Origin of the sequence: Neobacillus niacini (assembly GCF_030817695.1) — a bacterium.
Taxonomy (GTDB): domain Bacteria; phylum Bacillota; class Bacilli; order Bacillales; family Cytobacillaceae; genus Neobacillus; species Neobacillus niacini_F.
The window spans coordinates 4099118-4114015 of record NZ_JAUSZQ010000002.1; the positions used below are offsets into that span (position 1 = coordinate 4099118).

General features: G+C 38.8%; 15 protein-coding genes. All 15 read right to left on the reverse strand.

Annotated features, from left to right (window positions below):
* Window positions 1–77: 77 nt before the first annotated feature.
* The gene (dapG, locus tag QFZ28_RS20560; RefSeq protein WP_307196375.1) at window positions 78–1322 is read right to left on the reverse strand and encodes an aspartate kinase; all 1245 of its coding nucleotides are present in this window, start codon (window positions 1320–1322) and stop codon (window positions 78–80) included.
* A 34-nt stretch (window positions 1323–1356) separates the two neighbouring features.
* The gene (gene asd / locus QFZ28_RS20565) at window positions 1357–2415 is read right to left on the reverse strand and encodes an aspartate-semialdehyde dehydrogenase (RefSeq protein WP_307196376.1); all 1059 of its coding nucleotides are present in this window, start codon (window positions 2413–2415) and stop codon (window positions 1357–1359) included.
* 196 nt (window positions 2416–2611) lie between these two features.
* Window positions 2612–3211 (reverse strand): dipicolinate synthase subunit B, encoded by a 600-nt coding sequence (gene dpaB / locus QFZ28_RS20570; protein ID WP_307196377.1) that lies wholly within the window; start codon window positions 3209–3211, stop codon window positions 2612–2614.
* Window positions 3208–4110, reverse strand: a complete 903-nt coding sequence (gene dpaA / locus QFZ28_RS20575; RefSeq protein WP_307196378.1) for a dipicolinic acid synthetase subunit A — start codon at window positions 4108–4110, stop codon at window positions 3208–3210. The genes dpaB and dpaA overlap by 4 nt, the downstream gene beginning before the upstream one ends.
* A 175-nt stretch (window positions 4111–4285) precedes the next feature.
* Window positions 4286–4531 (reverse strand): YlmC/YmxH family sporulation protein, encoded by a 246-nt coding sequence (locus QFZ28_RS20580; RefSeq protein ID WP_307196379.1) that lies wholly within the window; start codon window positions 4529–4531, stop codon window positions 4286–4288.
* Between the two features lie 140 nt (window positions 4532–4671).
* Window positions 4672–5910, reverse strand: coding sequence for a M16 family metallopeptidase (locus QFZ28_RS20585; protein WP_307196380.1), 1239 nt, complete (start codon window positions 5908–5910; stop codon window positions 4672–4674).
* 71 nt (window positions 5911–5981) lie between these two features.
* A complete protein-coding gene (locus tag QFZ28_RS20590; protein ID WP_307196381.1) occupies window positions 5982–6929 on the reverse strand; it encodes a polysaccharide deacetylase family protein in 948 nt (315 codons plus the stop codon).
* Between the two features lie 306 nt (window positions 6930–7235).
* Entirely contained in the window at window positions 7236–9362 is a 2127-nt protein-coding gene (gene pnp / locus QFZ28_RS20595; protein ID WP_307196382.1) for a polyribonucleotide nucleotidyltransferase, read from the reverse strand.
* A gap of 221 nt (window positions 9363–9583) precedes the next feature.
* A complete protein-coding gene (rpsO, locus tag QFZ28_RS20600) occupies window positions 9584–9853 on the reverse strand; it encodes a 30S ribosomal protein S15 (RefSeq protein WP_307196383.1) in 270 nt (89 codons plus the stop codon).
* Between the two features lie 139 nt (window positions 9854–9992).
* Window positions 9993–10931, reverse strand: a complete 939-nt coding sequence (gene ribF / locus QFZ28_RS20605; protein ID WP_307196384.1) for a bifunctional riboflavin kinase/FAD synthetase — start codon at window positions 10929–10931, stop codon at window positions 9993–9995.
* Window positions 10932–10962: 31 nt separating this feature from the next.
* Window positions 10963–11883, reverse strand: coding sequence for a tRNA pseudouridine(55) synthase TruB (truB, locus tag QFZ28_RS20610; RefSeq protein ID WP_307196385.1), 921 nt, complete (start codon window positions 11881–11883; stop codon window positions 10963–10965).
* A gap of 60 nt (window positions 11884–11943) precedes the next feature.
* Complete coding sequence (gene rbfA, locus QFZ28_RS20615; RefSeq protein ID WP_307196386.1) at window positions 11944–12315, reverse strand: 30S ribosome-binding factor RbfA; 372 nt, start codon at window positions 12313–12315, stop codon at window positions 11944–11946.
* Window positions 12316–12331: 16 nt separating this feature from the next.
* Window positions 12332–12613: a DUF503 domain-containing protein gene (locus QFZ28_RS20620; RefSeq protein ID WP_063254313.1), complete on the reverse strand. Its 282-nt coding sequence runs from the start codon at window positions 12611–12613 to the stop codon at window positions 12332–12334.
* The gene (locus QFZ28_RS29875; RefSeq protein ID WP_373428093.1) at window positions 12610–13341 is read right to left on the reverse strand and encodes a translation initiation factor IF-2; all 732 of its coding nucleotides are present in this window, start codon (window positions 13339–13341) and stop codon (window positions 12610–12612) included. The genes QFZ28_RS20620 and QFZ28_RS29875 overlap by 4 nt, the downstream gene beginning before the upstream one ends.
* Window positions 13313–14884, reverse strand: coding sequence for a translation initiation factor IF-2 (infB, locus tag QFZ28_RS20625; RefSeq protein WP_373428094.1), 1572 nt, complete (start codon window positions 14882–14884; stop codon window positions 13313–13315). The genes QFZ28_RS29875 and infB overlap by 29 nt, the downstream gene beginning before the upstream one ends.
* Window positions 14885–14898: the final 14 nt, after the last annotated feature.

The following is a 14898-nucleotide window of genomic DNA, read 5'->3' on the forward strand; positions in this document are numbered from 1 at the left end:
ACCCCTTTCAATTACGAAAATCCCGATGTGACATGACATTTTAGTATAATTAAACAGCCTATTGTCGTCTAAATATACTAGATATCCGTAAGCTTTATATCCAGGGTTTCTTCTTCTAGATGAAAGGCGTCATGTAATGCATTAACTGATTTAGCCAAGTCTTCCTGCTTCACTAAGACCCAAATCGTAGTGTGGCTGTCAGCGGATTGTAAAATGCGAATTCCATTCTCAGATAGAGCTGTAACGATTTTAGAAGTAACACCCGGAACACCAGCAATTCCAGCTCCAACGACAGAAACCTTTGCACAATGACGTTCTACAACAGGATCATGTCCGATTTCCTTTAAGACCCTAATTGCCCTGTCCGTCATTTCCTCCGTAACCGTATATACAACAGCATTAGGTGAAATGTTTATGAAGTCTACACTAATTTGTTCATTTGCCATTGCTTTAAAAACTTCGGATTGTAAATAGTATTGGTCTTTTTTAGCATATACTTTAATTTGCGTAACATTTGAGACATGTGCTATTCCAGTAACGGTTCTCTCTTTAATATCACTGCCCTGAGACTCTTTTGAGATGGATGTTACTAATGTTCCTAAATCATCAGAATAAGTGGAGCGGATCCGAATTGGAACTTTTGCCTGCATAGCTATTTCTACAGCTCTTGGGTGGATAACCTTTGCACCCTGATAGGCCATGTTACAAACTTCTGTATAGGTAACTACAGAAAGGCGTCTCGCGTTATCAGCTATTCTTGGGTCCGCTGTCATAATGCCTTCTACGTCGGTAAAAATATCAATCCATTCTGCATTAAGAGCCGCTCCTAATGCGGCAGCCGAAGTATCACTGCCACCTCGTCCAATTGTTGTAATGTCACCATTCTTTGCAGCACCTTGGAAGCCAGCAACCACAACAACATCATGATGTTCTAAGTCTCGCAGCAAGCGGTCACATTTCATTTCTACTATCTTTGCCTGTGAATGATCGCTATTGGTTCGAAAGCCTGCTTGAGCCCCAGTCAAAGCAATCGCATTTATGCTATTTTCTTGCAGCATATTAGCAAAAACAATGCTTGAAATAATTTCACCACATGATACAAGAAGATCTTGCTCACGTTTACTAACCCTACTTTCATTACTGCCAATTAATGAGAGAAGTGTATCTGTAGCATAAGGATCGCCCTTTCTTCCCATTGCAGATACTACAACTACCACCTTATATCCATCGGCTAATGCATTTTGGATATGTCTCTTGGCATGTTGCCTGCTCTCTTCATCCTTCACAGATGTCCCGCCAAATTTTTGTACGATGATTTTCATATTACCCTTAAACCTGCCTTTATAAATCAAGACTTTATTTTTTTTCTTTGATTAAACCCAGCTTTATTAAGCTCTCGGCGATTTGAACTGAATTCCAGGCAGCACCTTTTAGTAAATTGTCGGAAACAACCCACATATGGAAACCACGACTTTCGTTAAGGTCATTTCGAATTCGACCAACAAATACATCATTACTTCCCACACAATTCGCAGGCATTGGATATAATTGATTCTCAGGGTCATCTTGTAACACAACGCCTGGAGCCGTCTTTAATAACTCTTTTATCTCATTTGCACTTACGCCATCTGCTTCGATTTCAAAATAAACAGATTCAGAGTGACCCACTGCCACAGGTAAACGTACGCAAGTTGCAGCAACATGCAGCTCCGGTAAATGCATAATTTTCTTTGTTTCGTTTATCATTTTCATTTCTTCATATGTGTAGCCATTGTCCTGGAACTTGTCGATTTGTGGTATAGCATTAAAGGCGATTTGATAGTGGTTCTTGTCACCTTTTACCGGTAAAATCTTTGGTTCTACTGTTTCACCATTAATAATAGCTTTTGTCTGATTCTGTAATTCTTCAATTGCAACAGCTCCTGCACCAGAAACCGCCTGATAGGTTGAAACAATAACCTTTTTAAGTCCAAATTTTTGCCTAATTGGTTCTAACGCTACTACCATTTGGATAGTCGAACAATTTGGGTTAGCAATTATACCATTATGCTGGTGTAAATCATCTTCGTTTACCTCAGGTACAACTAACGGAATATCTTGATCCATTCTGAAAGCACTTGTATTATCCACTACAATAGCTCCGTGTTTTACTGCTTCAGGTGCAAGCTCTTTTGATATATTTCCTCCAGCCGAGAACAATGCGATATCTACACCAGCAAAGCTTTCTGGTTTAGCTTCCTGAACCGTATGCTCAACACCATCAACCGTCACTTTTTTTCCTGCTGAACGTGCGGAAGATAATAGAGTTAGTTGTCTAATTGGGAATTTTTCTTTCACTAACGTTTGGATCATTTGCTGACCCACCGCTCCTGTTGCTCCAACTACAGCAACATGATAACCATTACTTTGATTCATTTTTTAGTACCCCTTTCAATCTTTCATCTACTATTTATTGGTCTATTCTGTTTCATGGAAAATGAATCAGAATAGGTTAATATAAATTCTCATCAGTGAGATAAATGGTCTCACTGATGATTGAATTATAAATATATTAACATATTCCTTCAAAGAAATAACCATATTTGATGAAAGGAGTGTGAATTAGTGTGAATTAGTCTGTATCCTTATATCTTTCCACTAACACTGGTTGAATTTGCCTTCCTTCCATAGCGGCTTCTACTGTTTCCATTAACATAGGCATTCTTGCTACCATAGAGTTTGGCTTCTTGATTGGATCGTCTTGCCCGTATGGGATAAAATAGATATTTTTAGTTGCCATCAATCTCATTAGGTTTACACCATTTAGTCCTAAAGCATCATTGGTGGAAATTCCAAGGACGACTGGTTTTAAATTTCTCAAGGTCGCTTTTGCAGCCATTAAAACTGGGCTGTCATTCATTGCATTCGCAAACTTGCTCATTGATACACCTGTCAGCGGGGCAATAACCATACAATCTAAAGGAATCTTTGGACCTAATGGCTCTGCTTTTACGATTGAATCTATCGCTCTGTTTCCTGTTAAATCTTCGATTCTTTGAATCCAGTCCTCCCCTTTTCCAAAACGAGTTTCCGTATTTTTCACTGTAAATGTCACAACTGGCAAAACTTCTGCACCAGCTTGAACTAACTTTTCAATTTCCGGGAATACAGCGTCATACGTACAGTGAGAACCCGTTAACCCAAAGCCAATTTTTTTTCCTTTTAAACTCATTTTATTTTCCCCTTTCGCTTGCTTAAATCATCTTGAAGCAATTGGGCCAGAACATTCGCTAGTATTTGACCAGCAGATTTTGGCGCGACAATTCCAGGTAATCCTGGTGCTAGAAGTGCTTTTATACCTCTTTTTTCTGCATATCTAAAATCAGTTCCACCAGGCTTTGAAGCTAGATCAATAATCAGAGTATGAGCAGGCATTTTGGAAATAACCGAAGCACTTACAATTAGTAACGGTATTGTATTAATTAAAATATCTGTATCTTTAACCTCTTTTTCTAAGTCATTTAAATGAAAAGGCGTCAAAGCCATCTCCGTAATTCTGGCAAGATGTTCACTTTTCCTTGCACCTACCTTCACTTTTGCTCCAAGGGCATGGAAGGTTCTAGCCACACTCATCCCAACTCTTCCTAGACCTAATACATTAATATTTGAGCCGTGAATCGTGAAATCGGTATGCTGGATGGCCATCATGATGGTTCCCTCTACTGTCGGAATAGAATTGTATATAGCCACATCATCCCTCTCAAAAAGCTGTACAAGTTGACGTTTTGCTTCTTTGGTAATCTCGTTTAAATAAGCATTACTTATTCCGGAGTAAATGGTACAATGTTCAGGTGTTTTCATAAGCATTTCGGCTGTCAAAATGACCTTTTCATTAGAAAAGATTGTTTCTACATGGCCTTCTAAATTTGTACCGGGTACCGGTAAGATTAAGGCATCCATATTTGAGAAATCGACTTCATCCAACTTTTCCTTCACAGCGCCTGTGAATGCGTGGTCAAGCTGCTCGAAACCAATTAATGATAATCTGGCATCTAACTCGGTTAACTTCCGGATAATTTCCAGCTGTCTTGCATCTCCACCGATCACGGCTATCTGCATCCCTGTCAGCATGAAATCATTCACCTTCTTTTCAAAAAATCCAAGCAGGAAGTTTTTTTACTCTTATCACTTCAACATCTTATGTCAGAGTGAGTGAATCTGTGAGTTTTCCATGAACAGAATAAATAAAAAAAGCCCAAGCAAAATTTACTTTGCTTGGGCTTTTAGGTGTTTTCCTTTTTTTCTGCTACTCTTCATCATGTACATCAATAATAATCATATCGGAGCCTATCTTTTTTATATGCTGCCATGGAACTCTAATTTCTCCGCCTTGCTTTCTAAGTCCGAACCATTTTAATGAGGATGGAATCAGCAATGCTTGAATTTGTCCAGTATTTTCATTAATTTCAAGATCTGTTTGACCAAGAACTCCCAAACGCTCTGCCTTTTTGACATCCACTATTTCTTTTCCACTTAATTCACTTAACCTCATGTGATGTACTCCTCTCTATACACTCTTTACTATATGTTTATCGATTGAAGTCCTAATTTAGACTAGGGCTGTTAAATTTGTCTGCTTAAACATAGTTTAGACAAAAAGAAAAACAGTTCTGGTGGGAACTGTTTTTTCTCTTATCTTAGATTTTTCGGTAATTCGCCGTCTGGACTGATCAGGGAAACGGAATATTTGTTTGTAAATACAGATGTTGCCATTCCATCTACACTTTGCTTTGTTACTTGATCAATTTGCTCAATAATTTCATCCAACGACCGATGGCGCTTCAATAATAGCTCATTTTTTCCATTTCTGCTCATCCTGCTATTTGTACTCTCTAAACTTAACATTAAACTTCCTTTTAACTGCTCTTTACTATTAATTAATTCTTTTTCAGTAATTCCATCTTGTTTTAATTTATCAAGTGTTTCTTGAATGGTTTCAAATAACACATCCAGCTGCTTTGCACCAGTTCCTCCATAGACGGTGACAACTCCGTTATCCTGGTAAGCTGAATGGTAAGAGAATACAGAATACGCTAACCCACGCTGTTCACGAACTTCTTGGAACAATCTGCTGCTCATACTGCCGCCTAGAATGTTATTTAAAATAATTAAACTATATACATCTTCATGACCGATTTTTAAACCTTCGAAACCAATACATAAGTGTGCTTGCTCGGTTTCTTTCTTGCGTGTTAATCGATTGGAATGGAAAGTAGGAATGTTTTCAGTGATAGAACTTTTCCCGCCTTCATACGAACCGAAATACTTTTCCACTTCCTTAATAAAACTCTCCGAAACATTTCCAGCTATTGAAATGACAACATTTTCTGGCGTGTAATGATTATGAATATATTCTTTAAGGGTATCTCCAGTGAACGTATTTAGCGTTTCCTCTGTACCTAAAATCGGGTAACCAAGAGGATGGTCGCCATAAATAGCCCTGCTGAGTAAATCATGGACAATGTCATCAGGGGTATCATCATACATTTTAATTTCTTCAAGTACAACATTTCTTTCTTTATTTAATTCTTCTTCAACAAAGGTTGAATTGAAAAACATATCAGCTAAGACATCTAAAGCAAATTGGGCATGAGTATCCAAAACCTTTGCGTAGTAACAAGTGTACTCCTTTGAGGTAAAGGCATTTACTTGCCCTCCAATGCTATCAAAAGATTCAGCAATTTCTTTCGCAGATCTTGTTGTGGTTCCTTTGAAGAACATATGCTCTAAAAAGTGCGATATTCCATTTGTTTGGGGATTTTCATTTCTTGAGCCAGTGCCAATCCATACCCCAATGGCTACAGATCTCACTGTTGGAATATTTTCTAATACAATTCTTACTCCATTTTTGCAAGAATATTTGTTAATCATCAAAATCCTCCTATCGATAGAAAAGCGGAAACTGTGCTATTTTCCTTTATTATCTGGATTCTTTAGTTAATTTATTTCATAACTCTTTCTTCATTCATTAAATCGCTTACAGTACCTATTTTTAATCCTTTATCCTCGATTAGGGTAATCAAACGATCTAATGATTTGGCAGTAGACGCTGTTGGATGCATGAGCACCATAAAACCATTATCAATTTTAGAAATAACACGATTGATTAGTTGGTCAGGTGAAGGCTTTTGCCAATCTATTGTATCTACTGTCCACATAACTGTCTTCATCTTGTATTCGGCAGCTATTTTAACGGTTTCGTCCCTGTAACTGCCGCTGGGAGGTGCAAACCAAATACTTTTATTTCCTGTAGCTGCTTCAATTACTTCATTTGTTTTCACCAATTGCTCCCTCGTCTCGGCAGCCGTAATTCTTTTCATGTCAGGATGCGTATAGGAATGGTTCCCCACTTCGTGACCTGCACTCACAATCATTTTTGCCAAGTCAGGATTATTTTTTACCCATCTTCCCTCGAGGAAAAAGCTTGCTTTAACTTGGTGTTTTTTCAGTGCTGCAAGCATTTCAGGTAAATATTCATTTCCCCAAGCTACATTAATAATGAAGCTGACCATTGGTTTGTCAGGATGCCCGCGATAAATGGGAGATGGGGGCAAATCCTCAAGATGAACTGATGGTTTAGTTTGTTTAAATACTAATTTTTTTTCATCAAAAGTGCCGCTTTTTTTCATATTCTTATACGAAGCTTCAATATCGACAGTTAACCCATTATAGCCTGGGATTGCTTTCCACACTTTATCAATCTTTGCATTAGAAGGTGGTTTTTCATATGTAGAAGCATTTTTTATAATACTTTGATATAGCGGATTTTCTTGTTTTCCTACGGTAACTGCATTTCCTTTAAGTGACGTCACATATGTATCTACAAGCGGATTGTTAACAGCAAACCACGCTACGAGTAATAAGCAAGCAAACAAACCTAACTTCTTCATTTACCTTCCCCCTTCATACAGAGTATATGAATCAGGGGGACAAGTTAGAACTTAAAGCGGAAGCGCCTTGTCCAGGGGCGACAGGCATAAGACGAGCCGGCATGAAGGTTGCTCTTTAACCTTCTTGACGGATTGTCTGAAATGTGGAGGCGACTGTCCTGGGACGAAGGCATAAGACGAACCCTGCAAGAAGGCGCTTTTTGCCTTCTTCAGGGGGTGGCTTATGCCTCGGAGCTAGATATGATAGAACTAGCATAGAAAAAGTCAGGGTTCCCCCTGACCTTCTATTTAAGCCTATTGAAGCAGTTATTGTTTTTCCGCTGCTTTCTCAGCTTTCTCACGTTGTTCCTTTAATATGGCCTTACGTGATAAGTTTACACGTCCTTGTTTATCGATTTCAGTAACTTTGACTAAGATTTCGTCACCGATTGCAACAACGTCTTCGACCTTCCCAACTCGTTCCTCAGCCAATTCAGAAATATGGACAAGCCCATCTTTTCCAGCAAAAATTTCAACAAAGGCACCGAACTTTTCAATTCGTTTAACCTTACCTAGGTACATTTGGCCAACTTCAACCTCGCGTACGATGTCTTCAATAATTTTCTTTGCCTTTTGATTCATTGCCTGATCAGTTGAGGCAATAAATACAGTTCCATCTTGTTCAATATCAATCTTAACGCCAGTTTCCTCGATGATTTTATTGATTTGTTTACCACTTGGTCCAATAACGTCACGAATTTTATCTGGGTTAATTTTCATTGTTAAGATTTTTGGTGCAAATTTTGAAAGCTCGCTTCGTGGCTCTGAAATCGTTGCCAGCATAGAATCAAGAATATGCATTCTACCCTTTTTAGCCTGCTGAAGTGCTTCTTCTAGGATTTCACGAGATAGTCCTTTAATTTTAATATCCATCTGAAGTGCAGTTACACCCTTAGCTGTTCCTGCTACTTTGAAATCCATATCACCTAGGTGGTCTTCCATACCTTGAATATCAGATAAAACGGTGTAATGTTCCCCAGATTTTACTAGTCCCATCGCAATCCCAGCTACTGGCGCTTTAATTGGAACACCCGCATCCATCATCGCAAGTGTACTTGCACAGATACTTGCCTGAGAAGTAGAACCATTTGATTCAAGGACTTCAGAAACTAGTCGAATTGTATATGGGAAATCCTTTTCAGAAGGTACAATTGGTTCCAAGGCCCGTTCACCAAGAGCACCATGCCCGATTTCACGACGACCAGGTCCACGGATTGGTCCGGTTTCCCCAACACTAAATTGAGGGAAATTGTAATGATGCATAAAACGCTTTTCTTCTTCAATTCCTAAACCATCCAGAATTTGTACATCACCCATTGCTCCTAAGGTACAAATACTTAATGCTTGAGTTTGTCCACGAGTAAACAATCCTGATCCATGTGTTCTTGGTAAAATACCGATTTGTGAAGATAGTGGACGTATTTCATCAATTTTCCTGCCATCGGGACGAACCTTTTCAACGGTTATTAAACGACGGACTTCACCTTTAACAATCTTATCTAAAATTTGTTTTACTTGTTTCTTGTCATCGTCGGTTGCCTCGTTCTCCTCGAACTTAGCTAATACACGATTCTTTACTTCTTTAATGGCGTCTTCACGGGCATGTTTTTCTTGCACCTGAATAGCCGTGACCATATCTGCTTCACACATTTCTCTCACTTCAGCTTCAAGGTCTTTATCGATTTCGTATAAAATTACTTCTCTTTTTTCCTTACCTGCCTCAGCCATAATCTTTTCTTGGAATTCAATGAGGCGCTTAATCTCTTCATGTCCAAACATGATGGCTTCAAGCATTACTTCCTCTGAAACTTCATCAGCACCAGCTTCAACCATGTTAATCGCATCTTTAGTTCCAGCTACCGTTAAGTGAATGTCGCTCATTTCAGCTTGTTCAACAGTTGGATTAATCACAAACTCTCCGCCGACTCTGCCAACGATAACACCAGCAATTGGTCCCTCAAATGGAATGTCAGATGTACATAGAGCTAATGAGGACCCAAACATTGCTGCCATCTCTGATGAGCAATCTTGATCTACACTCATAACAATGCTGATTACTTGCACATCATTACGGAATCCTTCAGCAAAAAGTGGACGAATAGGACGATCTATTAATCGACTAGCTAAGATTGCCTTTTCGCTCGGACGACCTTCACGTTTAATAAATCCGCCAGGAATTTTACCCACCGCATATAATCGCTCTTCGTAGTTACATGTTAACGGAAAAAAGTCTAAGTTTTTAGGTTCTTTTGAAGCTGTAGCAGTGCTTAGAACTGCAGTATCTCCATAACGGACCATTACGGCTCCATTTGCCTGTTTGGCAAGTTGGCCGATTTCGACGGTTAATTTACGTCCAGCCCAATCCATGGAATATTCATGTTTCGTTTGTTCCATATTGTTACCCCTCTCTATCCAAATCACTTTAGAGGATAATGCGAAAAAGAATCGCTCTAATCATCTAATATAAAAAAAGCGTTTATAGCTTATGTTATCAATACAAATATACTTATAGTATGCTCAAAATTTTGCGACTTAAAATATGTATATAATATATTTATCTTTGGCTATCTTTTTTAAACCTAACAAAAAAGCGGGAAAAATCCCGCTTCTTTTGATTATCGACGAAGTCCTAGCTTATTGATTAATTCACGGTAACGTTGAACATCTTTATTACGTAAGTACGTTAAAAGATTACGACGCTTACCAACCATTTTCAACAGACCGCGACGTGAGTGGTGGTCCTTCTTATGAGTACGTAAGTGCTCATTCAAATTGTTGATTGATTCAGTAAGGACAGCGATTTGAACCTCTGCAGATCCAGTATCGGCTTCATGAGTTTTGTACTCATTGATTAGTTCGTTTTTACGTTCTTGAGTGATTGCCATCCTATTCACCTCCTAAATTTACTATCCCCTGTTACTGAGCAAGCGTCGGTGACTCGACTTGCCAAGCAAAGGTTATTTTTAATACGTTAATAAGAATACAACTTTTTACGACAAAATGCAAGTTCTATCGATAGAAAAGCTATTTATTAAAGTATTTTATAGCATTTTGTTTGTCTTTTTCTATTTGGGTAACTAGTTCTTGGATTCCTGAGAATTTTTGTTCTTTTCTTAGGTATTGGTGCCATTCGATGGTTACTTCGGCGCCATAAATATCTTTTTGGAAGTTAAAGATATGGACTTCTACTGAGACCTTTAAAGCATCATTATTGAATGTTGGTTTGGAGCCAACATTGCATACACCCTCGTACCAGTCTTCACCAATTTTGATTTTTACGGCATAAACACCCAGCGGGGGTGTAATATATTCATTCTTTGTATCCACGTTTGCAGTTGGAAATCCAATTGTCCTGCCTCTTTTATCCCCATGAACGACTATGCCGGGGGTCTTATAGAATCTTCCGAGTAATTCTGGCAGCTCAGCGGTTTTTCCGTTTTTTATATATTGGCGTATGCGAGTAGAACTTACTTTTTCATCTCCGCTGGTGAATTTATCAACAATAGTGAAAGTGAATTTTTCTCTTGAATGGAAGGGTAAAATTTCCATCGTTCCTTTCCCCATACGGCCATATGAGAAATCAAATCCGGCAACTACATGTTTAACATTTAAATCAATAACATACTGGTCAATAAATTCTTGTGGAAGCAGGTTTGCAAATTCTGATGTAAAATGGACGATAAAAAGATAATCAATGCCTAATTCCTCAATTATTTTAATTTTATCGGCTAAGGGTGTTATATATTGAACATGTTTTTCATTTTTACCTAAAACTATAGATGGATGTGGATCAAAGGTCATAACTGCGGACCGAAGTCCTTTTTGATTGGCTTGTTTTTTAGCTTCAAGGATTACCTTTTGATGCCCAAGATGAACACCGTCAAAATAACCAAGTGCCATTGATAATGGAGGTATTTCATTTTTATCTATATTTATTGGGAATTCTAGTTTTATTACTTCCAATGAAACTCACCTTTTCTTGACCGTAACCTTTTTAACCTTGATCATTACGCAAAACTTTAACCGGTTTTAGCAGCCCTGGCTTGTTCGGGTGTACCGAATAAATGGCAAGAGCTTTTCCTTCTTCTGTTTCAACGCTAATAGGTCCGTTACTATTTTTTAAATGCTCTGGTACTGGTAAAATTGCGCCATTTTTCACTTTCTCTGCTACTTTATCATTTATTATGTATTTCGGCAAATGAGAAAGTGCCATTTCTAAAGGCCGTAAACAGGAAGAAATAGACCCCGTCTCCATCAACTTTTCAATTTCTTCGAACGTTAGACAATCATCAATCATAAATGCCGCTGACTGGATCCTGATTAAACTGGACATATGAGCAGGGTAACCGAGACTTTCGCCAATCATTACCGCTAAAGTCCTGATATAGGTACCTTTACTGCAGCTAACTCTAAATCGAAAGGAGATGGTTTCCCCTGAATACTCTTCTCGCTCATCAAGCAGTTCTATCGAATAAATGTTCACCTTTCTAGTCGGGCGTTCCACTTCAATCCCTTTACGGGCATATTCATAAAGACGAGTGCCCCCTACTTTTACGGCCGAATACATCGGAGGAGTTTGTTCTATTTCACCTGTTAAAGAATTAAGAACCTGAAGAATTTCTTTCCTGCTGATCGTACCTTCAATTTTCTTTTCCTCGACTTTTTCTCCAGAAGCATCTTCTGTTGTTGTGGAATAACCAAGGGTTACTTCACCCTCATAACTTTTCCCGGCGTCCGTTATGTATTCTGCTACTTTTGTTGCCCTTCCTATACAAATAGGAAGAACTCCGGTTACATCTGGGTCCAGTGTACCAGTATGTCCGACCTTTTTCGTTTTTAGTATTTTCCTTAATCTGAACACACAATCATGCGACGTCAGCCCAGCGGGTTTATATAAAGGTAAGATTCCTTCCATCGCGGGTCACTCCATTTCTATTTTGTATCGAAAAAAAAGGATAGACAATTGTCTATCCAGTTATTCTTCTTCATTTTTTTCCATGCTTCTATCTTCATGGTGCAATTGATGAATGAGAGAATTGATACGATTTCCGTAATCCATGGATTCATCCCATTCAAAAAGGATCTCTGGTGTTTTGCGCAAGCGGATACGATGTCCAATTTCAGTTCGAATAAATCCTTTTGCCTTTGCAAGACCTTTAAGAGTGTTTTCCTTTTGCTCTTCATCGCCCAAAACAGAAATATATACTTTTGCTTGCTGTAGATCTCCTGATACTTGAACATCTGTAACCGTCACAAAGCCGATCCGGGGATCTTTAATTTTTCGACCGATGATGTCACTTAGTTCTTTCTTCATTTGTTCTCCAACACGATTTGCTCTGTGGCTCATCACTTCACCTCTTAACTTAAAGCCATTCTACATCGGTGATTGTTCTTTCTATTTCAGGAAAAGAATCAATAAATTTAAGTGCATTTTGCAGCTCCAGTTCAGTCATTACCCGGTTGGATGTTACCGCAGCAATGGCTATTTTCGTCCGTTGCCATACATCCTGATAATCAACTTCTGAAACCGATACATTAAATTTTTGTTTTAACCTGGTAAGAATTCGCTGCAAAACCGCACGTTTTTCTTTTAAAGAATGTGCATCGTATATGATACATTCACAAACAGCGATACCTACAATCATTTACGCTCTATTTCTTCCATTACGTATGCTTCAATAATATCTCCTTCTTTAACATCATTGAAGTTTTTAATGGTAATACCACATTCATAACCTTGTGAAACCTCTTTTGCATCATCTTTAAATCGTTTTAATGCATCGATATTTCCTTCAAAGATGACAACACCATTACGAATTAAACGAATTCCGCTATCACGAGTAATTTTCCCGTCTGTTACATAAGAACCAGCAATCGTTCCAACCTTAGATACTTTAAAGGTTTGGCGAATTTCGGCCTGACCAATGACTTTTTCTTTAAATTCAGGGTCGAGCATACCTTTCATAGCGGCTTCAATTTCTTCAATTACTTTATAAATAATGCTGTGCAGGCGAACATCTACCTTTTCTTGTTCAGCTGCACGCTTCGCATTGACATCAGGGCGAACGTTAAAGCCAATCACAATCGCATTAGACGCGGAGGCAAGTGTAATATCCGACTCATTGATGGCACCTGCACCACTATGAATAATTCTGATATTTACACCTTCAACGTCAATTTTTTGCAGGGAAGCTGCAACGGCTTCGGCCGAACCTTGAACGTCAGCTTTTAGGATGATATTTAGATCCTTCATCTCGCCTTGCTTCAACTGTTCAAATAAATTATCGAGGCTGACAATCGATTTTTCACCACGCTGCGCTGCCAGTGCTTGCTGTGCACGTGCTTCACCGACTTGACGGGTCTGTTTTTTCATCATCAAATACAACGAAACGGTCACCTGCTTGTGGAACATCACTTAAGCCTGTAATTTCAACTGGTGTAGACGGTCCAGCTTCTTTCACACGGCGCCCTAGGTCATTTACCATTGCACGAACACGACCATACGTGTTTCCTACAACAATAGGGTCACCTATTTTCAGTGTACCATTCTGAACGAGCAGCGTAGCCACTGATCCACGACCTTTATCTAATTGTGCTTCAATTACTGTTCCAACTGCTTTACGATTAGGGTTTGCTTTCCATTCTTCCACTTCACTAACAAGAAGAATCATTTCCAGCAGATTATCGATTCCTTCTCCTGTTTTCGCGGATAATGGAACAAAGATTGTATCTCCGCCCCAAGCTTCAGAAACTAATCCATGCTCGGTAAGCTCTTGCATAACACGGTCGGCGTTGGCAGCTTCTTTATCCATTTTATTAACCGCAACGATAATTGGAACCTCTGCAGCCTTCGCATGGTTAATAGCTTCAACTGTTTGCGGCATTACACCATCATCAGCAGCTACAACAAGAATGGTGATATCTGTGATTTTCGCACCACGCGCACGCATAGTGGTAAAAGCAGCGTGTCCTGGTGTATCAAGGAATGTTATCTTCTTCCCATTTTCGACAACTTGGTAAGCACCAATATGCTGGGTGATTCCACCTGCTTCACCTTCAGTTACCTTTGTGTTACGAATAGAATCCAGCAATGTCGTTTTACCATGGTCAACGTGACCCATAATCGTAACAACAGATGGTCTTTCCACAAGGTCTTCTGGTGCATCTTCAGTGAAATAAACTTCAAGATCTGTTGTGTCAATCTTTATTTCTTCTTCGACCTCGACTCCGTATTCACTGGCAATTAATTCAATCGCATCTTTATCTAAAACCTGATTAATTGTTGCCATAACTCCTAGTAAAAAGAGCTTCTTGATGATTTCAGAAGGTTCGCGGTAGATTTTTTTAGCAAGTTCACCAACAGTAAGAGATTCACTAAAAGTAATTTTAGCTGGAAGCTCTTTTACTTTCTTTACCTGTGGCTGTGCTTGCTGCACCGGTGTATGGTTCTTTTTCCGGTTGTTATTATTATTACGATTTTGATTATTATTATTAAAAGGTTTTTTATTCCCTTTTCCAGCACTAAAAACTTTATTTTCCTTAGATTGGAACTGTTGATTATGCTTTTTACTTTCAACCGTTTTTGGTGGTGATACCACTTTTACCTTGCTAGGAGTTGTGGTCTTTGAGTCGTCATCCTCAAAAGCTTTTGGGCTTGTTTTAATTTGCACTTGTGGTTTAACTCCCTGCTGCTGTGGTCTTTGGTTTTGGCGATTTTGCTGTTGCGGTATAGCTTGCTTTTGTTGAGGTTTACTTTCGCTTTTATTAAAGGTTGCGTCTAGCTTTACAACTGCCGCGTCCTCAATTGTTGCCATATGATTTGAAACCTCTATGTTCATTTCTTTTAATTTATTTATTACATCTTTACTTGAAATATTGTGTTTTTTTGCATACTCATAAACACGTATTTTACTCATATTTTCACCCCCGC